The organism is Pseudomonas sp. NPDC087814 (assembly GCF_044742865.1).
Classification (GTDB): Bacteria; Pseudomonadota; Gammaproteobacteria; order Pseudomonadales; family Pseudomonadaceae; genus Aquipseudomonas.
Map to the genome: position 1 here is coordinate 121,094 of NZ_JBIUVK010000008.1, position 23,530 is coordinate 144,623.

22 protein-coding genes are annotated in these 23,530 nt (G+C 59.5%); 16 read left to right on the top strand and 6 right to left on the bottom strand.

Features of this window, described 5'->3' with window-relative positions; translation table 11 throughout:
• Positions 1 to 90: 90 nt before the first annotated feature.
• The 3 genes from ACIOMR_RS09520 (at position 91) to ACIOMR_RS09530 (ending at position 3,038) form a co-directional block, all read left to right on the top strand.
• Positions 91 to 546, top strand: a complete 456-nt coding sequence (locus ACIOMR_RS09520; protein WP_003215423.1) for a MaoC family dehydratase — start codon at positions 91 to 93, stop codon at positions 544 to 546.
• 103 nt (positions 547 to 649) lie between these two features.
• Positions 650 to 2,368 (top strand): C13 family peptidase, encoded by a 1,719-nt coding sequence (locus ACIOMR_RS09525; protein ID WP_401193672.1) that lies wholly within the window; start codon positions 650 to 652, stop codon positions 2,366 to 2,368.
• Positions 2,369 to 2,396: 28 nt separating this feature from the next.
• Positions 2,397 to 3,038 carry an oxidoreductase gene (locus tag ACIOMR_RS09530; protein ID WP_003215421.1) on the top strand — a complete coding sequence of 214 codons (642 nt, stop codon included), beginning with the start codon at positions 2,397 to 2,399 and terminating at the stop codon, positions 3,036 to 3,038.
• A gap of 148 nt (positions 3,039 to 3,186) precedes the next feature.
• Here the strand turns inward: ACIOMR_RS09530 and ACIOMR_RS09535 are convergent, their stop codons facing one another.
• The 5 genes from ACIOMR_RS09535 to ACIOMR_RS09555 all read right to left on the bottom strand — a co-directional run bounded on the left by ACIOMR_RS09535 (position 3,187) and on the right by ACIOMR_RS09555 (position 8,791).
• Positions 3,187 to 3,471 (bottom strand): YceK/YidQ family lipoprotein, encoded by a 285-nt coding sequence (locus ACIOMR_RS09535; RefSeq protein ID WP_023659172.1) that lies wholly within the window; start codon positions 3,469 to 3,471, stop codon positions 3,187 to 3,189.
• Complete coding sequence (gene ubiX, locus ACIOMR_RS09540) at positions 3,464 to 4,093, bottom strand: flavin prenyltransferase UbiX (protein ID WP_003219402.1); 630 nt, start codon at positions 4,091 to 4,093, stop codon at positions 3,464 to 3,466. The genes ACIOMR_RS09535 and ubiX overlap by 8 nt, the downstream gene beginning before the upstream one ends.
• A complete protein-coding gene (gene mpl / locus ACIOMR_RS09545; protein WP_401193676.1) occupies positions 4,090 to 5,439 on the bottom strand; it encodes a UDP-N-acetylmuramate:L-alanyl-gamma-D-glutamyl-meso-diaminopimelate ligase in 1,350 nt (449 codons plus the stop codon). Before mpl ends, ubiX begins: the two co-directional genes overlap by 4 nt.
• Positions 5,440 to 5,657: 218 nt before the next feature.
• Entirely contained in the window at positions 5,658 to 6,647 is a 990-nt protein-coding gene (locus ACIOMR_RS09550; RefSeq protein ID WP_256344652.1) for a hypothetical protein, read from the bottom strand.
• 233 nt (positions 6,648 to 6,880) lie between these two features.
• Positions 6,881 to 8,791, bottom strand: a complete 1,911-nt coding sequence (locus ACIOMR_RS09555) for a sigma-54-dependent Fis family transcriptional regulator (protein WP_008436524.1) — start codon at positions 8,789 to 8,791, stop codon at positions 6,881 to 6,883.
• Between the two features lie 286 nt (positions 8,792 to 9,077).
• On the opposite strand from ACIOMR_RS09555, the gene ACIOMR_RS09560 reads away from it, so the two are divergent.
• The 10 genes from ACIOMR_RS09560 (at position 9,078) to fic (ending at position 20,080) form a co-directional block, all read left to right on the top strand.
• On the top strand, positions 9,078 to 10,598 hold the full coding sequence (locus tag ACIOMR_RS09560; protein ID WP_003219398.1) for an aldehyde dehydrogenase family protein: 1,521 nt from the start codon (positions 9,078 to 9,080) through the stop codon (positions 10,596 to 10,598).
• 204 nt (positions 10,599 to 10,802) lie between these two features.
• The gene (gene eat, locus ACIOMR_RS09565; RefSeq protein WP_008436523.1) at positions 10,803 to 12,251 is read left to right on the top strand and encodes an ethanolamine permease; all 1,449 of its coding nucleotides are present in this window, start codon (positions 10,803 to 10,805) and stop codon (positions 12,249 to 12,251) included.
• Positions 12,252 to 12,315: 64 nt separating this feature from the next.
• A complete protein-coding gene (locus ACIOMR_RS09570; RefSeq protein WP_003219393.1) occupies positions 12,316 to 13,710 on the top strand; it encodes an ethanolamine ammonia-lyase subunit EutB in 1,395 nt (464 codons plus the stop codon).
• The gene (gene eutC, locus ACIOMR_RS09575; RefSeq protein ID WP_177055615.1) at positions 13,707 to 14,555 is read left to right on the top strand and encodes an ethanolamine ammonia-lyase subunit EutC; all 849 of its coding nucleotides are present in this window, start codon (positions 13,707 to 13,709) and stop codon (positions 14,553 to 14,555) included. Before ACIOMR_RS09570 ends, eutC begins: the two co-directional genes overlap by 4 nt.
• A 92-nt stretch (positions 14,556 to 14,647) precedes the next feature.
• Positions 14,648 to 15,106, top strand: coding sequence for an N-acetyltransferase (locus ACIOMR_RS09580; protein ID WP_003219389.1), 459 nt, complete (start codon positions 14,648 to 14,650; stop codon positions 15,104 to 15,106).
• 240 nt (positions 15,107 to 15,346) lie between these two features.
• Positions 15,347 to 16,003, top strand: coding sequence for a DedA family protein (locus ACIOMR_RS09585; RefSeq protein WP_008436520.1), 657 nt, complete (start codon positions 15,347 to 15,349; stop codon positions 16,001 to 16,003).
• 6 nt (positions 16,004 to 16,009) lie between these two features.
• Positions 16,010 to 16,840: a zinc-dependent peptidase gene (locus tag ACIOMR_RS09590; protein WP_008436519.1), complete on the top strand. Its 831-nt coding sequence runs from the start codon at positions 16,010 to 16,012 to the stop codon at positions 16,838 to 16,840.
• Between the two features lie 93 nt (positions 16,841 to 16,933).
• A complete protein-coding gene (ppa, locus tag ACIOMR_RS09595; RefSeq protein ID WP_003219382.1) occupies positions 16,934 to 17,461 on the top strand; it encodes an inorganic diphosphatase in 528 nt (175 codons plus the stop codon).
• Between the two features lie 214 nt (positions 17,462 to 17,675).
• Positions 17,676 to 18,452, top strand: a complete 777-nt coding sequence (locus ACIOMR_RS09600) for an XRE family transcriptional regulator (RefSeq protein WP_177021485.1) — start codon at positions 17,676 to 17,678, stop codon at positions 18,450 to 18,452.
• A 506-nt stretch (positions 18,453 to 18,958) separates the two neighbouring features.
• Positions 18,959 to 20,080 carry a protein adenylyltransferase Fic gene (fic, locus tag ACIOMR_RS09605; protein ID WP_401193683.1) on the top strand — a complete coding sequence of 374 codons (1,122 nt, stop codon included), beginning with the start codon at positions 18,959 to 18,961 and terminating at the stop codon, positions 20,078 to 20,080.
• 123 nt (positions 20,081 to 20,203) lie between these two features.
• Here fic and ACIOMR_RS09610 read toward each other — a convergent pair whose 3' ends face one another.
• The gene (locus ACIOMR_RS09610; protein WP_003219377.1) at positions 20,204 to 20,515 is read right to left on the bottom strand and encodes a DUF6124 family protein; all 312 of its coding nucleotides are present in this window, start codon (positions 20,513 to 20,515) and stop codon (positions 20,204 to 20,206) included.
• Positions 20,516 to 20,914: 399 nt separating this feature from the next.
• Between ACIOMR_RS09610 and ACIOMR_RS09615 the strand changes: the two genes are divergently transcribed.
• From ACIOMR_RS09615 to ACIOMR_RS09625, 3 genes are all read left to right on the top strand, one after another.
• Positions 20,915 to 21,559, top strand: a complete 645-nt coding sequence (locus ACIOMR_RS09615) for an NAD(P)H-dependent oxidoreductase (RefSeq protein WP_087692356.1) — start codon at positions 20,915 to 20,917, stop codon at positions 21,557 to 21,559.
• The gene (locus ACIOMR_RS09620) at positions 21,498 to 21,890 is read left to right on the top strand and encodes a MerR family transcriptional regulator (RefSeq protein ID WP_177008869.1); all 393 of its coding nucleotides are present in this window, start codon (positions 21,498 to 21,500) and stop codon (positions 21,888 to 21,890) included. The genes ACIOMR_RS09615 and ACIOMR_RS09620 overlap by 62 nt, the downstream gene beginning before the upstream one ends.
• Positions 21,891 to 22,306: 416 nt before the next feature.
• Positions 22,307 to 23,446 (top strand): Fic family protein, encoded by a 1,140-nt coding sequence (locus tag ACIOMR_RS09625; protein WP_401193688.1) that lies wholly within the window; start codon positions 22,307 to 22,309, stop codon positions 23,444 to 23,446.
• The last annotated feature ends 84 nt before the right edge of the window (positions 23,447 to 23,530 follow it).

Genomic DNA, 23,530 nt, shown 5'->3' on the forward strand with positions numbered 1-23,530 from the left:
CAAGTGCCCGTGATGATCTACATTGGTTCTCTGGACCTGTCCAAAACTACAAAAACGATGAAGCCAACCGAGCAAAGAAGGAGAGTCGCAATGCCCTCAGTACCCGTAGCGCAACTCAAAGAATATGTCGGCAAGGAACTGGGACGTTCTGCATGGCTCACCATCGACCAGGAACGTATCAACCTGTTCGCGGAAGCCACCGGCGATTTTCAGTTCATCCACGTCGACCCGGTGAAAGCCGCCCAGACCCCGTTTGGCGGCACCATCGCCCACGGTTTCCTGTCGCTGTCGCTGATACCCAAGCTCATCGAAGACATCCTGATCATGCCCGAAGGCCTGAAGATGGCGGTCAACTATGGCCTGGACAGCGTGCGCTTCATCCAGCCCGTGAAGGTCGACTCCAGGGTGCGCCTGGCTGTGACCCTGACCGACGCCACCGAGAAAAAACCTGGGCAATGGTTGCTTAAAGCCACCTGCACCCTGGAAATCGATGGCCAGGAAAAACCGGCCTACATTGCAGAATCGTTGTCACTCTGCTTCGTCTGAAACCTGGCTGTGGTGAGCCCGTCCGCTCACCACAATTCATGTAAATTTATGTATAGATCTCGCAGCTGCGGCATACTCGGCGCTCAATTATCCGGATCCCGCTATGCGCCCACTCGCTCCCCTTGCTCTTGTCCTGTTGCTCACCGCGTGCGGCGACGGCGAATCGCTGTTGCCGCCCGATGCGCGGCTGCCCGATGGCGGTCGTTACCGTGGCGATGTGGTCAATGGCTTGCTGCAAGGCCAGGGCCGGGTGGATTACCCCAATGGCAGCTGGTACGCGGGCCAGTTCGATAAAGGCCAGTGGCACGGCCAGGGCGAATGGCATGGCAGCAACGGCGAGGTCTATAAAGGCCAGTTCCAGCAGGGCCTGTTCGACGGCCAGGGCAGCCTGACCACGTCGGGCAACAGCTACGTCGGCGGTTTCAAACAAGGCAAACGCAACGGCGAAGGCACCCTCAAAGAAGGGCAGATGACCTATCGCGGCGAATTCAAGGACGACCAGTATTCCGGCCTCGGCCGCCTCGAGCTGGCCGACGGCAGCCAGTACCAGGGCCAGTTCGCCCACGGCAAGCCCAACGGCGAAGGCCAGCGCAACGACGACAGCGGCAACCAGTTCAGCGGCCGCTTCGTCGATGGCCAGCTGGAGGGCAACGGCACCTTCAACAGCGCCGACGGCGACATGTACATCGGCCATTTCAAACAAAACCAGCTCAACGGCAAGGGCCGCTACGAAAACGCCGACGGCGACGTATGGATCGGCGAATTCAAGGAAGGCGCCCTCAGCGGCAAGGGCGAACTGATCGGCGTCGATGGCAGCCACTACGTCGGCCAGTTCGTCGACTGGCGCTTCACAGGCACAGGCCGCCTGAACCTCACCGACGGCAGCTTCTATATTGGCGGCTTCGACAGCGACAGCTATCAAGGTCGTGGCACTTTGGTGCTCACCGACGGCACCGTGCAGGCCGGCACCTGGGTCAACGGCATGCGCGTGCGCGACGCCGAGGGCAAATTGTTGCCTGACCCGCTGGAAATCGGCCTGTTTGCCCAGGGCCACTTGCTGGATGCCGCCCTCGCCGCCGTGCCCGCGTCCAGATCGGGGGTGGAGCTGTACACCCTGGTGGTGGCCGGCGACGGCAAACAAAGCGTGTTCCTGCGCGAAGCCGACTACGTCAGCAACATGCTCGCCACACGCTTCGGCGCCTACGGCCAGATCCGCCTGGTGAACCATCGCGACCATATTGCCGACCGCCCGATGGCCACTCGCGAAAGCCTGCGCCGCGCAGTCCAGACCCTGGCCGAACGCAGTGGCCCGCAAGACCTGGTGTTTATCTACCTGACCAGCCACGGCACCCACGAGCACGAACTGGTGCTCGACCAGCCGCGCATGGAGCTGGCCGACCTGCCGGCCGATGAGCTGGCCGCCGTACTGGCACCGCTGAAGAACCGCGACAAGATCATCGTGATTTCGGCCTGCTACTCCGGCGGGTTCATCCCGGCCCTGAAGGACGAACACACCCTGATCATGACCGCCTCGCGCGCCGATCGTGTGTCGTTCGGCTGCTCCGAAGAGGCCGACTTCACCTACTTCGGCGACGCCCTCTTCGCCCAGGCCTTCAACCAGACCGACGACTTGCAGCAAGCCTTCAAGCTGGCACAGACCCACGTGGCCGAACGCGAACAGGCGGACAACTTCGAAGCCTCCGAACCGCAGATCTGGGCCCCCAAAGGCGTAATCGCCCATTGGCAATTATTACGCAAACAGCAGGCACGAAAGGCGCTCGAAAGCGTCTCAATGAATAGCAAGGAAGCCAAGAGCAACTAAGCTGAATCTGTATCAAGGGGGAAACATCATGTACCTGACGCCTCAGCATATCTTGCTCGCCGGAGCCTCCGGCTTGACCGGGGAGCACCTGCTGGACCGCCTGCTCAACGAGCCGACCGTGACCCGCGTGCTGGCACCCAGCCGCAAGCCTCTGGCCGAGCATCCACACCTGGAAAACCCGGTGGGCGACCCTGCAGTATTCCTGCCGCAACTGAGCGGCCAGGTGGACATCGCCTTCTGCTGCCTGGGCACCACCATCAAGCAGGCCGGCTCCGAAGAAGCGTTCCGCGCCGTCGACCTGGACATGGTCGTGGCCTTTGCCAAGCGCGCCCGGGAAATGGGGGCGCGGCACCTGATCGTGATCAGCGCAATCGGCGCCGACCCGAAATCCTCGATCTTCTACAACCGCGTCAAGGGCGAGATGGAACAGGCGTTGAAAGCCCAGGATTGGCCGCAGTTGACCATCGTCCGACCTTCGCTGTTGTTGGGTGAGCGATTGGAACCGCGGCTGGCCGAGCAACTGGCCGGGCCATTGTCGCGGCTGATTCCGGGCAAGTACCACGGCATTGAAGTGTGCGAACTGGCGCGGGCGATGTGGCGACTGGCGCTGGAAGAGCAGGATGGGGTGCGGGTTATAGAGTCGGACGAGCTGCGCAAGCTCGGCAAATAACACGTAATTCCAGGCAGGACACCATCCAAATGTGGGAGCGGGCTTGCTCGCGAATGCGGTGGATCAGTCACTATATCATTGACTGATCCACCGCATTCGCGAGCAAGCCCGCTCCCACATTGGATTTCTGTTAATACTGGGATAAGTACTAAAGCCCGCCCGTCGCGTTAAACCCAACCCCCAGCACCGTCAGCACCGACAGCGGCAACAGCAGCGTGTCGAGCAAGGCACTGGCCGGCAGGTCGACATGGGGATAGCTCGGCGCCTCGGCCCCAAAACGGTCCATCGCGCAACACCCGCCCTGAATCGCATACATGTCCAGCCGCGTGCCGGCATACACCACCGGCGCGCCGGGCTGGGCGGCGTCCAGGGTTCGCGCAGTCGCACACCCGGTCAGTTGCAGCGCCAGCAGCACCATCAATAGTTTATTCATCACTGCTCAAATGGTGCTCGCCCCAGCGCGGCAGCATGTCCTGGGGAATGTTCAGCAGGTTGAGAATCCGCGCCACCACAAAGTCCACCAGGTCATCGATGGTCTGCGGCTGGTGATAGAAGCCCGGCGACGCCGGCAAGATAGTCACGCCCATGTTCGACAGCTTGAGCATGTGCTCCAGATGGATGCTCGAATACGGCGCTTCGCGCGGCACCAGAATCAACTGGCGACGCTCCTTCAAGGTCACGTCCGCCGCGCGCTCGATCAGATTGTTGCAGGCGCCCGTGGCAATCGCCGACAGGGTCCCGGTGGAACACGGCACCACCACCATCGCGGCCGGCGCACCGGAGCCCGACGCCACCGGTGACATCCAGTCTTCCTTGCCATAGACCTTGATCTGCCCCGCCGCCGCACCGGTGTACTCGGTGAGGAAGGCCTGCATCATCTGCACTTTGGGCGGCAACGCCACATCGGTCTCGGTGGCCAGCACCAGTTGCGCGGCCTTGGAGATCAGGAAGTGCACCTCGCGGTCTTCGCGCACCAGGCAGTCCAGCAGGCGCAAGCCATAGGGCGCGCCGGACGCACCGGTCATCGCCAGGGTGACGCGTTCCGGGCCGCTCACTTCAGGGCCTCGGCGAGTTTGCCATGCAGGCCGCCAAAGCCGCCGTTGCTCATGATCACCACGTGAGTGCCGGGCCTGGCCTGGTGTTTCACGTGCTCGATGATGCCTTCCAGTGAGTCGCGGCAAATCGACGGCACCGTGCACAACGCGGCGATGGCAGGCAGGTCCCAACCGAGGTTGGCCGGCGCGTACCACACAACCTGGTCGGCATCGTTGACGCTTTCCGGCAAACCATCACGGTGGGCGCCCAGCTTCATGGAGTTGGAGCGCGGCTCGATAATCGCGATCACCTGGGCATCACCCACACGCTTGCGCAAGCCATCCAGGGTAGTGGCGATGGCCGTCGGGTGGTGGGCAAAGTCGTCATAGATGGTAATCCCATTCACTTCGGCGACCTTTTCCATCCGGCGCTTGACGCTTTTGAACGCGCTCAAGGCCGCAATGCCCATGGACGGCACCACGCCGACATGCCGCGCAGCCGCCAGGGTGACCAAGGCATTGGCGACGTTGTGCTGGCCGGTCATGTCCCAATCGACGATGCCTTGGGCGACGCCTTCGAACAGCACTTCAAATTTGGAGCCATCTTCGCTCAGCAGTTTGACCTGCCATTGGCCGCCAGCACCGGTGGCTTGTACCGGGGTCCAGCAGCCCATCTCGATAACTCGCTGCAGGGCAGGTTCGGTGGTGGGGTGAATCACCAGGCCTTCGCTGGGAATGGTGCGCACCAAGTGGTGGAACTGCCGCTCGATGGCCGCCAGATCAGGGAAGATGTCCGCGTGATCGAACTCCAGGTTGTTCAGGATCGCCGTACGCGGGCGGTAGTGAACGAACTTGGAGCGTTTGTCGAAGAACGCGCTATCGTACTCATCGGCTTCGATAACAAAAAACGGGGTGTCGCCGAGGCGCGCCGACACCGAGAAATTCTGCGGCACGCCACCAATCAGGAAGCCCGGGCTCATGCCCGCATGCTCCAGCACCCAGGCCAGCATGCTGCTGGTGGTGGTCTTGCCATGGGTACCGGCAACGGCGAGTACCCAACGGCCTTGCAACACATGGTCGGCCAGCCATTGCGGGCCAGACACGTACGGCAAACCTTTATTCAGTACATATTCGACTGCCGGGTTACCGCGCACCATGGCATTGCCGATCACGACAAGGTCCGGGACCGGGTCGAATTGCGCCGGGTCATAACCTTGGGTCAGCTCAATGCCCTGGGCCTGCAGTTGCGTGCTCATGGGTGGGTAAACGTTGGCATCGGAGCCAGTAACATGATGGCCCAGTTCTTTGGCGAGCACCGCCATGGAGCCCATGAACGTGCCGCAAATACCGAGAATATGAATGTGCATAGTCGACCTCGTAAAACATCGAGGCAGGTTAGCGCAGGGAAGGGAAAATCGCACTCTTTAGCTGTAGCACGCAGGCCTTGGGGGGTAGCCGCCATTGTTTGTCAGAGCGTAGGGGAATATTCGATAAGTCCGGTGCCACAGGATGCATGCATGGCATCGGACCCATCGCCAGTTTGACTGAGCATCATCCATGACTCGAAAGTTTACGCGGGGTTATGTCACACGACTTTTGTTTCGGCAGACTCCGCCGGTAATTCCAGCGTTTTCATGTGCAACAACTTCCCTATGAACTTGTTTAATGCGTCGAATTTTTTATCAATAACATCCAGACGGCCTTTGTCATCGGTGCCGTCTGCGGGAGTGGCAATGTAAGGCCGGAATACCATGTCGCTTTCGTCCGCCAGTTTTTTAAGCTGTTCCTCCGCAGTTTTATACAAGGCCTCAAGCGTTTCCAGGCGCTCGCTTGGCGTACGCGACGACGAGGAGTCGCTCATTTTAAGTGCCGGAGCATTCGTTCCTTGACGCATTGCCATAATATTGTTGGCAATGACTTCCATGCGCAACTCGGCCAGGCCCAAGCGCGCGGTCGTGGCACCCGTGTCGGTGTCCTGCGTGGCGACGACCGATGTTGTCCCGTCGGTTTTCGCGGCAGGCACCTGCGTGCTTGGAGCCGGCTGGTGAGCCGGAGGGAGCAGTGGCGTATTGTTTGTAAACTGCGCCTTGATTGTCTCGCCAGACCAAACCGAGCCTGCGTAGGTACCAATACTCAGGGGAGCACTGACCAATCCGCTTACACCCGAACTGACAAAGGCGTCGCGGGCTACCGTCGCCGCCTGGGGCGAGGTGTCGAACACCTTAGCCTTGACCAGGCGATCAGCAACCATCAGGTTTTGAGTCACCTGTGCCATATCTTTAGGATCTGCGCTGGCCTGAGGCTTGAACGGCCGGTTGGCAGGCCCTTGGTTCATCAATTTTTGTTGTGTCAGCGTTTGAAAATTATTGGGTTTCTCGGGCTTGGGTAGCGTTGTGGAGGTGTCTGTGGCCGGATTTTTCCCTAACCGGGGTTTAGGTTGGGGAGCTATTGGAGGGGAGCTGCCCTGGCCACCGGGACGTACTATCGGAGGCGTTACACCGCCATTGCGCGGGGCCGGTGGTGTATTCACTGGAGGTAGATTGACCGTGTTGGGCCGAATTCTAATACTATTCATGATTATTATCTCACTTGTTGTTACTATTTACGCATAAGCGCTATTAGCGAGTTATCGAGACAATCGACAACCGCCAACTTAGTAACTAAACAGATAATGAACGTTCCAGAAGACAGTCACCCACACACGAAAATACATGACAAAACATTAATACGGTGCGACGCCAATTATTTAACGCACAGTCGCCCACAACACAGATTGATCACTCACAGCCAGAACAGGTAACGTCATCATTAAACCTGACGCGCTATACCATACTTACGTAACTTTCTATAAAGCGTATTTCTACTGACTCCAAGCACGGTCGCCACGTGCGTCATATGCCAGCGTTGCTGCACCAATGTTGCCAGCAATGCCTGGCGCTCGGCAGCATCCAGCAATGAGTTTGCCGGTTCACTCATCGCCACCGGCAGGGTTTGCACGGCACGAATCTGTGCAGGCAGGTCATCAAGCCTCACCCGCCCGTCCTCACACAGTGCGGCAAGGGTGCGCAACACCGTGCGCAACTGCCGCACGTTGCCCGGCCACGCGAACGCCAACAGGGCCTGGCGGGCCTCGCCGTCAAGCTGCACCGCCTGATCTCCCGCTTCTTCGGCCAACAGGAAGTCCAGCAGTTGCAACTTGTCACTGCGCTCGCGCAACGGCGGCAAGGCCACTTCCAGGCCATTGAGCCGGTAATACAGGTCTTCACGAAAACTACCGTCCTGCACCCGATCAAGCAGATTACGGTGGGTAGCGCTGATAATTCTGACGTCCACCGCTTGCGGTTCACCGCCGATGGGCACTACCAAGCGGTCTTCAAGCACCCTTAATAGCCGGGTTTGCAAAGCCAGCGGCATATCGCCGATTTCATCCAGAAACAACGTGCCACCATCTGCCTGCTGCAGCTTGCCGCGCATGCCTTCCTTGCGGGCGCCGGTAAAACTGCCGCCGCGATAACCGAACAGCTCGCTTTCGATGAGGCTTTCCGGGATGGCTGCGCAGTTGAGGGCCACAAAGGCTTTATCTGCGCGCAGGCTTGCATGGTGCACGGCCTTGGCAAACGCCTCTTTGCCAGACCCGGTTTCCCCCTGGATCAGCAAAGGCACATCACGCTCGAACACCCGCAAGGCTCTGCGGAAATCGTTTTGCAGCGCCGCGTCTCCAAGGCAAATGCCCGGCAATCGCGGCCGCTCCGGCAAGGCGTGGGCCACCGGCACCGGTACGCTGCGTGGCTGGCCGCGCAACACCGCGAACAAGCCACGGCCATCGCGGGTACGCAGGGGCCAACTGGCGCTGGCGTTCGCGCTGGCACGCCCGAGCAACTCATCGAGCGAACAATCGAAAAACGCCTCGACCGGCTGCCCCAACAACCCGCCACGGATTTGCCCGAGCAGGTTCAACGCACTCTGGTTAACCGCACAAATGCGCCCTTCACCATCGAACGCCAGCAGCCCTTCGCTGAACAGGCCCACAGACTCGGCCTGCAAATGAAAGCGCAGCAACCAGTGGTGCTCAAAATGGCGCAGGAAGTAACAGCTCTCGATCATCTTCGCCGAAAGATTGACCAGCGCCATGGTGTGGAACTGGCTCTGGCGCGACACCGCCTCCCGGGCCGAGGACACATCCAGCACCGCCAGCAGTTCGCCATGAGGGTCGAACACCGGGCTGGCCGAGCAGGTCAGGCCGGTATGTCGGCCACGAAAATGTTCATCGCGATGAATCGTCAGGGACTGGCGCTCCACCAGGCAGGTGCCGATGCCGTTGGTGCCTTCGCAGGCCTCGCTCCAATCGGCACCCAGCCACAGCCCGGCACCCTCGAAGATCTTGCGCTCGCTGGGGGCGGTGACGCAGTTGAGGATCACCCCGCGGGCGTCGGTCAGCAGCACCGCATGGCCGGCGCCGGAGAGCTGTTGATGCAGGCTGTTCATTTCATTGCCGGCGATGCTCAGCACTTGTTGCAGGCGTTCGCGGCTTTCCAGCAGGCGGCCATGTTCGAGCACCGTGGGCGCGATGGTCAATGCGGGGTCGAGGTGATAGTCCTCAAGACAACGCAGCCAGGAGCGGGCGATGGACGGATCGCTGCCGGGGCCATGCAGCGGGTCCTGCCCACGGGTGACCGTCAGGACTTGTTGGGCATGGCGACTGAAATGATCGTTTTGCATGTTCTTATTATTCTCCCTGCGTGAAGTACACCGCGCGCGAGTGCCCAGCATCCTCCAGCCTCCCGACCAATGCAATCCCGGGCAGACCCACCGGTCACAGGCTGTACCGCTTATGGCACAAACTGTCACCCAGGCTGTACCAAGCTTGCCACAGCAACGGTTTGCAACAACCTCTAAACCCTTGATTTACAGGCTCTACGAGGCACTGGCCCGACCTTTGCTCTACGCTTTAACAAGCACAACCGTGCGTCCTCCAATAAACACAAAAAGCCAGGAGATACCCACCATGCGTTACGCACACCCCGGTACTGAAGGCGCGATCGTTTCGTTCAAGGCCAAGTACGGCAACTACATCGGCGGTGAGTTTGTCGCGCCGGTCGATGGCAACTATTTCACCAACACCTCGCCGGTCAACGGCAAGCCCATCGCCGAATTCCCGCGCTCCACTGCCAAGGATATCGACAAGGCCCTGGACGCCGCCCACGCCGCCGCCGACGCCTGGGGCAAGACCTCGGCCCAGGACCGCTCGCTGGTACTGCTGAAAATCGCCGACCGCATCGAACAGAACCTCGAACTGCTGGCCATCACCGAAACCTGGGACAACGGCAAGGCCGTGCGCGAAACCCTGAACGCCGACATCCCGCTGGCCGCGGATCACTTCCGCTACTTCGCCGGCTGCATCCGCGCCCAGGAAGGCAGCAGCGCCGAGATCAACGAACACACCGCCGCTTACCACTTCCACGAACCGCTGGGCGTGGTCGGCCAGATCATCCCGTGGAACTTCCCGCTGCTGATGGCCGCCTGGAAACTCGCGCCAGCCCTGGCCGCCGGTAACTGCGTGGTGCTCAAGCCTGCCGAGCAAACCCCGCTGGGCATCAACGTGCTGATGGAACTGATCGGCGACCTGCTGCCGCCGGGCGTGCTGAACGTGGTGCACGGCTACGGCAAAGAAGCCGGCGAAGCCCTGGCCACCAGCAAGCGCATCGCCAAGATCGCCTTCACCGGCTCCACGCCAGTGGGCTCGCACATCATGCACGCGGCCGCCGAGAACATCATTCCGTCCACCGTTGAGCTGGGCGGCAAGTCGCCGAACATCTTCTTCGCCGACATCATGAAAGCCGAACCGCAATTCATCGAGAAGGCCGCCGAAGGTTTGGTGCTGGCGTTCTTCAACCAGGGCGAAGTGTGCACCTGCCCTTCCCGCGCGCTGGTGGAAGAGTCGATCTACGACGACTTCATGAAAGTGGTGATGAAGAAGGTCGAGTCGATCAAACGTGGCGACCCGCTGGACACCGACACCATGGTCGGCGCCCAGGCGTCCGAGCAGCAGTTCGACAAGATTTTGTCCTACCTCGAAATCGCCAAGGGCGAAGGCGCCGAGCTGCTGACTGGCGGCAAGGTCGAGAAGCTGACCGGCGATCTGGCCACCGGCTATTACATCCAGCCAACCCTGCTCAAGGGCACCAACAAGATGCGGGTGTTCCAGGAAGAAATCTTTGGCCCTGTGGTGAGCATCACCACGTTCAAGGATGAAGCCGAAGCCCTGGCGATTGCCAACGACACCGAGTTCGGCCTGGGTGCCGGCCTGTGGACCCGCGACATCAACCGCGCGTACCGCATGGGCCGGGCGATCAAGGCCGGGCGTGTATGGACCAACTGCTACCACCTGTACCCGGCGCATGCCGCGTTCGGTGGTTACAAGAAGTCAGGTGTGGGCCGTGAGACTCACAAGATGATGCTTGATCACTATCAGCAGACCAAAAACCTGCTGGTGAGCTACGACATCAATCCGCTGGGCTTCTTCTAACTGACAACCCGCTCCCACATTTGAAATGCAATAAAAATGTGGGAGCGGGCTTGCTCGCGAATGCGGTGTATCAGTTACTGAGTTTTCAACTGACTACCGCATTCGCGAGCAAGCCCGCTACCACACTTGATCTTCACAAGACCTTGCTACTCATTCGGCTTACTTAAGTAAGCCGGGATAAAACAATAAGAAAGGGATTCCATCATGCCCAGCGAACCGAATGGCGCTCCGGCGTCCGGGTCTTCCGTCGACTTTGAAAAGGTCGGCACCGAATACTTCCAACAACGGGAACTGAAAAAAGGCGCTGCCGGCTGGGTACTATTAGTCGGTCTCGGTGTTGCCTACGTCATCTCCGGCGACTACGCCGGCTGGAACTTCGGCCTGGCCCAGGGTGGCTGGGGCGGTATGTTCCTCGCCACACTGCTGATGGCCACCATGTACCTGTGCATGTGTTTCTCCCTGGCCGAACTGTCTTCCATGATCCCTACCGCCGGCGGCGGCTACGGCTTTGCCCGCAGCGCGTTCGGCCCCTGGGGCGGGTTCCTCACCGGCACCGCGATCCTTATCGAATACGCCATCGCCCCCGCCGCCATCGCGGTGTTTATCGGCGCCTATTGCGAGTCGCTGTTCGGCATTGGCGGCTGGATGATCTACCTGGCGTTCTACATCATCTTTATCGGCATCCACATTTTCGGCGTGGGTGAAGCGCTGAAGCTGATGTTTGTGATTACCGCCGTCGCCGCGATTGCCCTGGGTGTGTTCCTGGTGTCGATGGTGCCGCACTTCAGTGTTGCCAACCTGCTGGACATCCCGGTGACCGAGGCCAAGGGCGCCAGCACTTTCCTGCCCTTCGGTTATGTCGGCGTGTGGGCGGCGATTCCCTATGCGATCTGGTTTTTCCTGGCGGTCGAAGGCGTGCCCCTGGCCGCCGAAGAAACCAAGAACCCCAAACGCGACCTGCCTCGCGGCCTGATCGGCGCCATTGTGGTACTGACCAGCTTCGCCCTGCTGATTTTGGTGATCGCCCCCGGCGGTGCTGGCGCCTACGCGCTGATGGCATCGGGCAATCCGCTGGTGGAAGCCTTGTCCAAAGCCTACGGCGGCTCCACGTGGATGGGCCACTTCGTCAATCTGGTGGGCCTGGCCGGGCTGATCGCGAGCTTTTTCTCGATCATCTACGCCTACTCCCGGCAGATCTTCGCCCTGTCCCGCGCCGGCTACCTGCCGCGCAAGCTGTCGCAGACCAACAAAAGCAAGGCACCGGTACTGGCCCTGGTGATCCCCGGCATCATCGGGTTCGGCCTGTCGCTGACCGGCCAAGGCGATTTGCTGATCCTGGTCGCCGTATTCGGCGCGACCATTTCCTACGTGCTGATGATGGCCGCGCACATCACCTTGCGCATCCGCCGCCCCAAAATGGACCGCCCTTACCGTACTCCGGGCGGCATCTTCACCTCGGGCGTCGCCCTGGTACTGGCCTGCATCGCTGTTGTGGCGGGCTTTCTGGTGGATCCGCGCGTGGTGATTGGCGCCGCGATCATCTATGGAGTATTAATTGCTTACTTTGCTTTCTACAGTCGGCATCACTTGGTAGCAGGCACGCCGGAAGAAGAATTTGCGGCGATCCAGGCCGCAGAGGCCGCCTTGCACTAACTGCCATAAACCTCGACGCGGGCGCTTTACTCACATTCAGCCCGCGTCGACAAGGAGACTCTGTATGGCAAGCTTTTCCCACGCGGTCGGTGCATTGACCTACCGCTTCGACAGCCTCAAGGACGTGATGGCCAAGGCCAGCCCGGCGCGTTCCGGGGATTTTTTGGCGGGTGTTGCCGCCCAGAACGATGGCGAGCGGGTCGCGGCGCAAATGGCCTTGGCCAATATTCCGTTGAAGCACTTTCTTGAAGAAGTGTTGATCCCGTACGAAAGCGACGAAGTCACCCGGCTGATTATCGACACCCACGATAAACAGGCGTTTTCCGTGGTCAGCCACCTGACCGTCGGGGGCTTGCGAGATTGGCTGCTCAGCGACGCGGCCGACGAACAAAGCCTGCGCGCCCTGGCACCCGGGCTGACACCGGAAATGGCCGCCGCCGTGTCGAAGATCATGCGCGTGCAGGACTTGGTACTGGTGGCGCAGAAGATCCGCGTCGTCACACAGTTCCGCGGCACGATGGGCCTGCGTGGGCGCCTGTCTACCCGCCTGCAACCGAATCATCCCACCGATGAACCGGCGGGCATCGCCGCGAGCATTCTCGACGGCCTGCTCTACGGCAACGGCGACGCCATGATCGGCATCAACCCGGCCACCGACAGCATCGCCTCGATCTGCGCGATGCTGGAAATGCTCGACGCGATCATCCAGCGTTATGAAATCCCGACCCAGGCCTGCGTGCTGACCCACGTCACCACCTCCATCGAAGCCATCAACCGTGGCGTGCCGCTGGACCTGGTGTTCCAGTCGATCGCCGGCACCGAGGCGGCCAATGCCAGTTTCGGCATCAGCCTGAGCGTGCTGCAGGAAGGCTACGACGCGGGCCTGAGCCTTAATCGCGGCACCCTCGGGCAAAACCTGATGTATTTCGAAACCGGCCAGGGCAGCGCCTTGTCGGCCAACGCACACTTTGGCGTCGACCAGCAAACCTGCGAAACCCGCGCCTATGCCGTTGCCCGGCATTTCAAGCCGTTTTTGGTGAACACGGTCGTAGGATTTATCGGCCCCGAGTACCTGTACAACGGCAAGCAGATCATCCGCGCCGGCCTCGAAGACCACTTCTGCGGCAAGCTGCTGGGCGTGCCCATGGGGTGCGACATCTGCTACACCAACCATGCCGAAGCCGACCAGGACGACATGGACACCCTGCTCACCCTGCTGGGCGTGGCCGGGATCAACTTCATCATGGGCATCCCGGGCTCCGACGACATCATGCTCAACTACCAGACCACTTCATTTCACGACGCGCTGTACGCCCGCCAAACATTGGGTTTAAAGCCGGCACCGGAGTTTGAACAGTGGCTGGCGAAAATGGGCATCTTCACGCAAGCCGACGGCAAGGTGCACTTCGGCAACAGCCTGCCACCGGCATTCCGCCACGCCTTGGCGCAACTGGGATGAAGAAGGAACCGCCCGTGCACATCGACACCCCGGAAAACAACGTGGACAACCCGTGGCTTGAGCTGCGGCGCCTGACCCCGGCGCGGATTGCCCTGGGCCGCACCGGCACCAGCATGCCTACCGGCGCTCAGCTGGATTTCCAGTTCGCCCATGCCCAGGCCCGCGACGCGGTACACCTGCCGTTTGATCATGCAGGACTCAGCAGCCAACTGGCGGAGCGCGGCCGCGACAGCCTGTTGCTGCACAGCGCCGCCGTCGACCGCCACAGCTACCTGCAACGCCCGGACCTTGGGCGCCGCCTCAGTGATGAATCCGTCCAGGCCCTGCGGGACTATGCCGAAGCCAACCCCGGCGGCGTGGACCTGGCGGTGGTGGTGGCCGATGGCTTGTCGGCCCTGGCGGTGCATAAACATACGTTGCCGTTTCTTACACGCATGGAGGAACAAACCGACGCTGAAGGCTGGTCGCTGTCACCGGTGATTCTGGTGGAGCAGGGCCGTGTCGCCGTCGCGGATGAAGTCGGCCAGTTGCTCGGGGCAAAAATGGTGGTGATCCTGATCGGCGAGCGGCCGGGGCTCAGCTCGCCGGACAGCCTGGGGCTGTATTTCACCTACAACCCCAAGGTCGGCCTCACTGACGCCTACCGCAACTGCATCTCCAATGTGCGCCTGGAAGGCTTGAGCTACGGCATGGCCGCTCACCGCCTGCTTTACTTGATGCGGGAGGCCTGTCGCCGGCAGTTGTCGGGGGTCAACCTCAAGGATGAAGCGCAGGTACAAACCCTCGAGTCGGATGATCCCGACCTGATGAAAGGAAACTTCCTGCTCAGCCCACCGAAGGACTGATCCCTGCACGATTGCGCTTTTTCTCTGCTTTAGGCAGCATCGAGACACGGCCGCTTGTGTGGTCATACCCCATTTGGAAGTTGAGGCCTGGCATGCGGATTACTCAAGCGACCCTGGAACACCTGGACCTGTTGACCCCGCTTTTCGTCAAATACCGCGAGTTTTACGGCGCGCTGCCGTTTCCTGATTCGAGCCGCGCCTTCCTGGAAAAACGCCTGCGCCGCAAGGAGTCCGTGATCTACCTGGCGCTGGCCGACGATGACGACAAGAAACTGCTCGGTTTCTGCCAGCTGTATCCAAGCTTTTCATCGTTGTCCCTCAAGCGGGTGTGGATCCTCAACGACATCTACGTCGCCGAAGACGCACGCCGGCAGTTGGTGGCCGACAACCTGATGCGTACCGCGAAGAAGATGGCCAAGGAAACTCAAGCCGTGCGCCTGCGTGTGTCCACCAGCAGTGACAACCAGGTGGCGCAGAAAACCTATGAGTCCATCGGTTTTCGGGAAGACACCGAGTTCAAGAACTACGTGCTTGCGATCAGCGATGACTGACAACTATTAACCAAACCTCATACATCTGTTGTGGGAGCCCCCTCCCACACTGACGCTGTGTCTACAATCAGATCGCTTTCGCGACATTCCCCGCTACAAAACCAGCACGCTTTTCACAACTCTATCCGTATAATGCGGACCTTTCAGGGTCGTAAGAAATACGCCACTACCTTGTAGCCCTTATTACCCGAAGCCTCCGCACAGGCCCGCTGAGCCAGGCCATTCACACAGGTGCCCTCCATGGATTTCAACCCGCTCGACCTTATCCTGCATCTCGACGTGTACCTCGACATGCTGGTGAGAAACTACGGAGTGTGGATCTACGCCATTCTGTTCCTGGTTATCTTTTGCGAAACCGGCCTGGTGGTCATGCCGTTTCTGCCGGGTGATTCCTTACTGTTCATCGCCGGCGCTGTTGCAGCGGGCGGCGGCATGGACCCGATATTGCTGGGCGGCCTGCTTATGCTCGCGGCCATCCTGGGTGACAGTACCAACTACGTGATCGGACGAACGGCCGGGGAACGCTTGTTCAGCAACCCCAACTCGAAGATCTTCCGCCGCGACTACCTGCAAAAAACCCACGATTTCTACGACAAGCATGGCGGCAAAACCGTGACCCTGGCGCGCTTCCTGCCGATCCTGCGGACCTTCGCACCGTTCGTCGCCGGCATCGCCAAGATGCCTTACCCGCGCTTCTTCGGTTTCAGCGTGTTCGGCACCGTCCTCTGGGTCGGCGGCCTGGTAACCCTGGGCTACTTCTTCGGCAACGTGCCGTTCATCAAGAAAAACCTGTCGCTGCTGGTGGTGTTCATCATCCTGCTGTCGCTGGTACCGATGATCATCGGTGTGTTCCGCAGCCGCTTTGGCCGCAATTCCACCGAAGCCAAGCCGCAGTAACCTGCGATGTGGTCCCTCAGCGCCTGGCGTCGCCGGCGCCTGCTGGCCAAGCACCCGATTGCCGATGAAACGTGGCAGCGGGTGCGCCATCACCTGACGTTCCTCGACGGCATCACTGCCGAGCAAGACCAGTGGCTGCGGGAAGCCTGCGTGGTGTTCCTCGCCGAAAAACACCTCACCGCCCTGCCCGGCGTCGAACTGCACCAGGAACAGCGCCTGCTGCTCGCCGCCCAGGCACAGCTGCCGCTGATGAACCTTGGCGACCTCGACTGGTACCAGGGCTTCCACGAGATCGTGCTGTACCCCGACGACTTCCTCAGCCCGCAGCGCCATCGCGACGCCAGCGGCGTGGAGCACGAGTGGGACGGCGAGCACAGCGGCGAAGCCTGGCAACAGGGCCCGGTGATCCTTGCGTGGCCCGGCGTACTGGCCAGCGGCAACTGGGAAGGCTACAACCTGGTCATTCACGAACTGGCCCACAAGCTGGACATGCTCAACGGCGACGCCAACGGCCTGCCACCCCTGCACCACGACATGCGCGTGCAGGAATGGGCCAGCGTCATGCAAAGCGCCTTCGACGACCTCAACCGCCAGCTCGACCGCAACCCTGACGCCGAAACGGCCATCGACCCCTACGCCGCGGAAAACCCGGCCGAGTTCTTTGCCGTCACCAGCGAATATTTCTTCAGTGCCCCGGATTTACTGGTCAGCAGTTATCCACAGGTGTACGAGCAACTGAGCCACTTCTACCGTCAGGATCCCCTGGCGCGCCTGCACCAACTGCAGGCCGGCGACGTGCGGTATCAGACGGAACGCCAAGCGCACTACGACGTCTGACGCATGGCATCGGCGTCAGAATATGCCTATAATCGCCGCCACTTTTAGGCCAATCCGGCCATGTTCCATGGCCAACTACGGGGGCAACGCCCAATGAGCTACAGCAAGATTCCGGCTGGCAAAGACCTGCCGAACGACATCTACGTCGCCATCGAGATTCCGGCCAACCACGCGCCGATCAAATACGAAATCGACAAAGACAGCGACTGCCTGTTCGTTGACCGTTTCATGGCCACCCCGATGTTCTACCCGGCCAACTACGGTTTCATCCCCAACACCCTGGCAGACGACGGTGACCCCCTCGACGTGCTGGTCGTGACCCCTTACCCGGTTACCCCAGGCTCGGTGATCCGCGCCCGCCCGGTCGGCATCCTGAACATGACTGACGACGGCGGCGGCGATGCCAAAGTTATCGCAGTACCACACGACAAGCTGTCCCAGCTGTATGTCGACGTGAAGGAATACACCGATCTGCCGCCACTGCTGCTGGAACAGATCAAACACTTCTTCGAGAACTACAAAGACCTCGAAAAAGGCAAATGGGTGAAGATCGACGGTTGGGGCAATGCAGACGCCGCCCGCGCCGAGATCCTGAAGTCGGTCGCTGCCTACAAAGGCTGATACCGCTATTCGCTCTGAAAAAGCCCCGATTAAACGGGGCTTTTTTTGTGGGAAAAATATAAACATCCGGCTACTTTAATAAACATATTTACAGCAATTGTTTAACTAGCTTAATCAACTAGCAGAATAGTCCTGCGATAAGGAAACACCTACATACAGCAACTCAACGCATGGTTTATTTGATCTGATTTTACGGCCAGTAAACTCTGCGTTTATGAATACATCAGGTGATCGCTTAAGAGCGCTATTACGGGAAGTTCATCTTTCCGCTTCCGACTTCGCCAAGAACCGCGATGTTACGCCTCAACACGTAAACAACTGGTTCAAACGCGGCGTCCCCATGGGCCGGCTAAACGAGTTCGCAGAATTGTTGTGCGTCACCAGCCGTTGGCTGCGCACAGGCGAAGGCCCCAAACATCCACCCGCCAACTACCTGCTGGAAGGATCCGATGCAGACACCTCCCACCGTATCGCCCGCGAGACCAGCGGCAACTACATCACCCACCCGGTCTCGGGCCCGGTAAAAATCGACGTGGAGATCCCCCTCCACCCCACCTTCACCTCGACCGAAAGCATCCGCCTCTCCCTGCACACCCTTGAAGCCATCGGTGTAAGCCCGGAGCGGGCGCTCGGGGCCTACATGGTCGGCAACAGCATGATCGACATCATCCAGGACGGAAGTACCCTTGCCATCGACTGTGGCCGCAAACAGATCATCGATGGCGAAATCTACGCGGTAGAGCACGACGGAATGCTGCGGATCAAATACCTCTACAACCGTCCAGGAGGTGGCCTGCGGATGCGCAGCCACAACAGCGCCGAGCATCCGGACGAGTTTTTGACCTATGAGCAGCGGCATGAGCAGAACTTTGAGATTCTGGGTTGGGTGTTCTGGTGGGCGACACTGAATAACCGCCGCCCGCCGGTGCCGTTGGATGAGCATTTATTGGGCTACGAAGGCTCTAAATCGGATCCGGAGCTGGGAAATTGAGGCGAATGTGGGTATTATCCGCCGCACATTTGGCAGGGGGTTGGCGTGAAGCCGGTCCGCCCTGCCTGGCGATGCGGAGGAGTTCCCGCTGATGCCCCTTATCACCTGGGTGTGAGCCTGGGTGAACGATTTGAAGGCTGGTGAGGTTTACCAAAAATAAGCTGAACCAGTCCCCGAGAAGCCGGCCACAAGCCGGCTTTTTAATGCCTGGAAGAAATGCGCTACACCTGCCAGGCATCGAGCTATTTGAGAACGCGCCAACCGCTCCAAGGCACGCAAGCCGTCTTTTCCATCCTCAGGACATTCGCCTGATACGTCGCTAAAAGCCCGTTCCAAGAACACGTTTCGCATACCTGTCGTTACCAACGACATGACATCAAGACGTGTCGCAGAAATCAAAATATAGCGACACGTAGTGCACGCATGTTTACACTGACGCCACGAAAGGGCGCCCTGATGAGCCCCTCTTACCTTTAGACGGATAAGTCAAAGACCGAGCCCCATCCATGACCGCATCCCACCTTCCCTGGCAGGCTGACAAGCCCTACAACCAGCTTCCCACTTTGCCACCGGCAACTGTTCTGGAAACCCATGCAGTGCTCAAACGCTGCATTGAGGCCCGCACAGCCCTGGCCGAATTGAAGCAAGCGGCTGAGCTGATCCCTAACCAGACAATGCTGATCAACACCATTCCATTGCTGGAGGCCAAGGACAGCTCAGAGATCGAAAGTATCGTCACCACCACGGATTTGCTCTTTCAGCATGCTCAGGATGGAGATAGCCACGCAGACCCAGCGACCAAGGAAGCACTGCGCTACCGCAAAGCCCTGCAGAAAGGTTATCAATCGTTGGCCGACCGCCCACTCTCCACCGGTACTGCAGTCGAAATCTGCCGCACGCTTAAAGGCGTGAACATGGATATACGCCGGGTGCCAGGAGTCCAGCTAGCCAACGACCGAACCGGCGAGATCATCTATACCCCACCGGAAGGCGAAGATCGCTTACGTGACATGCTCGCCAACTGGGAGCGCTTCCTGCACAACGAGACCGACCTGGATCCATTAGTACGTATGGCGGTTAGTCACTATCAATTCGAAGCCATTCACCCATTCACCGACGGCAATGGCCGTACCGGGCGAGTGCTCAACACCCTGTACCTGATCCAGGAAGGCCTGCTGAATCTACCGATTCTCTACCTTAGCCGTTACATCATTGCCCATAGAGCCGATTACTACCGCCTGTTGCTTGATGTCACTCGCAAACAAGCCTGGGAGCCTTGGCTGCTGTACATGCTCAGCGCTGTGGAAGAAACAGCACGCTGGACTTGTGCAAAAATTGCCGCTATTCGCAGCCTGTCCGAGCACACCACCCAGTTTGTTCGTGAGCAGTTGCCGAAAACCTATTCCCGCGAGCTGGTAGACGTCATTTTCGAACAGCCCTACTGCCGCATCAGCAACGTCGTCGACAAACAGATTGCCCAGCGTCAAGCAGCCTCCCGTTACCTCAAAGAACTAGTCGCCATCGGCGTTCTGCAAGAGGTTCAGGTTGGCAAGGAAAAGCTCTTCATCCATCCCAAACTGATGCAGCTACTCACTCGCGACAGCAATGACTTCAAGCCATACGCCTGAGGAGACCGCTTTAATCCATGGCGATCGTCTGCCGGGATTTCCGCCCCTGAGCCAGGATGATGAGCATTTGGTCAGTAGATCGCTGACCAAATGCATCGCAACCTCAGCGTAGGCTTAAGGTCCTCACCTCGGCTGCAAACAGTCCAGCGCTCGATCCACCACCACCTTCGACATTTCCACCAAATGCATCACCGCCCGCTGTGCGCCATTCAGCGGCTCGGTCGACGCCTGGGCGGTTGCTACGGCGCAATGCAGCAACTCGGCAGCATGGGCCAGCGCATCTTCGAAACTCAGTTCGTCATCGACGGTAAACGGGTTGGGTGAAGGCTGCGCGTCCGGCGCTTTAAGGTAGTGATCGATCACTCGACGCGAGGCATCAGTGTCGCGGAGTAAGGCTTTATGGAATGCGGGTGGATCGGGGGTAACTTTGACCATGGTAAATCTCCAATCAAACATTTGGAGCCACCACTCCTCGCGACTAAACGAAGGCGGCAGCTGTACGCAGGTTAGTCGACCGGTCGATTGGAAACCCGGCGCGCCCGAGGGCGCCCTGCGCACAGCCACCATAAAAGTGCAGGCGAAAAACGGCCTGACTCATGAACTGATCGTGCGCCAATCGAATCCGGGCGACTAAACCCGATCACCGAATATGCAGTGACGGAACGCAGACTAGTCGCGGGATTTTGCTGGCGCAAGCGCTTGGAATTCTCTAGGAAACGTCCTGCAAATGAAAGGGATCAGTCTTCCTGGCCATTCCCAATCACTGCATCTTCTTGACTCTCCCCCTAAGGTCACACCTCACCCTGAAACCCCAGTTTTCAGGACCGCACCACCATGAGCCAACGCATCCTGGTCATCCTCGGCCACCCTTCCAGCACCAGCTTCTGCTCGGCCCTCACCGACACCTACATCACCAGCGCCAAAAACGCCGGCCACGAAGTACGCATCCTGCGTCTGGGTGAACTGGCTTTCGACCCTATCCTCCACAACGGCTACAACCAGGCCCAGCCTCTGGAACCCGACCTGCTCAACGCGCAATCCGACATCCTGTGGGCCAATCACCTGACGTTTGTTTTCCCCGTCTGGTGGGGTGGAATCCCTGCGTTGATGAAAGGTTTTATCGACCGAATTTTCCTATCCGGTTTCGCCTTCAAATACCGCAAGGGAAAGGCCTTCCCCGACAAACTCCTGAAGGGCAGAACCGCGCACTTGCTGGTGACCCTGGACACGCCGCCGTGGTATTACAGGTGGTTCTACCGCATGCCCGCACTGCACCAGATACGCAAGACGACGCTGGAGTTTTGTGGCATCCAGCCGATCAAGACGTTGCAGTTCGGGCCGGTGCTTGGCTCTACGCCAGCACAGCGGGAACAGTGGCTGAAACAGGCCGGCGCACTCTTTGGGAAAAGGATTTTTCATGTACATCGGCAAAGCCGCGCAACTGTCGGGCACAACCATCAAGGCGATTCGTCACTATGAGGCCATCGGCCTGTTGCCGCCGCCGCAGCGGGAAGGTCGTTATCGGATTTACTCCACGCAAAGTGTCGAACTGCTGACGTTCATCAAGTGCGCCCAGCAGTTGGGTTTCAAGCTCAAGGAGTTGCAGGCGATTCTGGGTGGGCATCCTGGTGATGGGTTGCCCTGGGAGCTGGCGGACAAGGCAATCACCAACAAAAAGCAGGAACTGGTGAGGCAAATCGAAGCGCTGCAGAAGATGCACGGGGGATTGGTCGAATTTGAGGCCAGTCTCAAGGATGCTCAGGGCCAATGCACCGCACCACTGAAAACGCCACTGCCGTCAATGAGCTGAATCGCTGTTTTACGTAGTACCGGGCAGCGGCTCGGAACAGAAAAAGCTTCGCAAGTAATGGAGTGGTTTCCGGCCGCACTGGGAAAGGTCCACTTCGAGCGCGATTGGCAATGGCGTGCTGGCGGGAAGTTGGACGGCGATTACCGGCGTGTGGGACGCCATCAAGCAAGCGCAGGAGATCTTCAAGGACGCCGGCAAGCTGTTTGAAAGCCTGGGGGCGACAGCCAGCGAATCGATGGAGCTGGCGAGTACTGCGCCAAAGGTTATGGAACAGGCGATCCTGCTGGCCAGTGATGAGGCGGCGCTGTACCTGATGTGCGCATCTGACTGGACAGTGAGCCGAATAGCTCACACAATCGGCTCACCAAATGAGCCGAATAAGCCTCCTATTCGGCTCACGCACAGAGCATGCCTCCATGGATCAACCGAACTGGATCTGGCAACAACCCGACTGGCCGCACTTTCACTGGCAACCAGAGCGCCTTGCAGCGTTGTTGCGCGAGTGCACGCAGGCGCAAGGAAAGTTGCTGGGCATGCTCGGTTCGGTCAGCCAGGCCCAGAGCTCAGAGAATGAACTGGATGCGTTGCTGCAAAACATTCTGACCTCCTCGGCAATCGAGGGTGAGCAACTGAATGTGGGTTCCGTACGTTCCTCTTTGGCCCGACGCCTGGGCCTGGAGCAATTGCAAGACGGCTCAGTGAGCCGACGCAGCGAGGGTCTGGCTGACTTGATGCTGGACGCCACGCAACAGTTTGCTCAACCGTTTACCCTCACCCGTCTATTTAACTGGCATCGGTGGTTGTTTCCCGCCGAGGAGGCCCGCTTTTCCACCCACGGCTTGAACGTAGGCGCGCTAAGGGGGGATGAGCCCATGCAGGTTGTGTCGGGACGACTGGACCGACCCACTGTGCATTTCGAGGCCCCACCCCGCCAAGGACTGGAGCAGTCGCTGGACGATTTCATCGAATGGTTTAAAGCCAGTCGCCATCATGCGGCCCTTGACCCATTGCTGCGCGCAGGCCTGGCGCATTTCTGGTTCGTCACCCTGCATCCCTTCGATGATGGTAATGGTCGTCTGACGCGGGCGATTACCGACCTCGCGCTTGCCCAGGCAGAGCATCAAGCGATCCGCTTCTACGCCATGTCGGCGAGCATCCTTGAAGACCGGGCGGGCTATTACCGTGCACTGGAAACCAGTCAAAAGGCCACGCTGGATATCACCGATTGGCTTGAGTGGTTCCTGCAAACGCTGCTTCGTAGCTTGCAGCAGGCCATGGTGCGGATTGACCGGGTACTGGGCAAAACCCGCTTCTGGCAGCAGCATCGGGACCACGCACTCAGCGCCGAACAGACCAAAGTCTTGAATCGCCTGCTCGACGGTGGCGAAAAGGGCTTTGAGCACGGGATCAGCGCCGCCCAGTATCAGGCATTGGCCAAAGTGTCCAAGGCCACGGCGACCCGACATCTGGCCGATCTTCTGGAAAAAAACTGCCTGGTTCGGCTACCCGGCGGCGGCCGCAGCACCCGCTATCAAATCAACACCCAAGGCGATTGATTTACAAGGCAAATCCCCCCACTCATTTGCCCCAATCCCCCATGTCTGCTAGTGTCGCGCCGGTTTACCGTCTACCGGAATAGC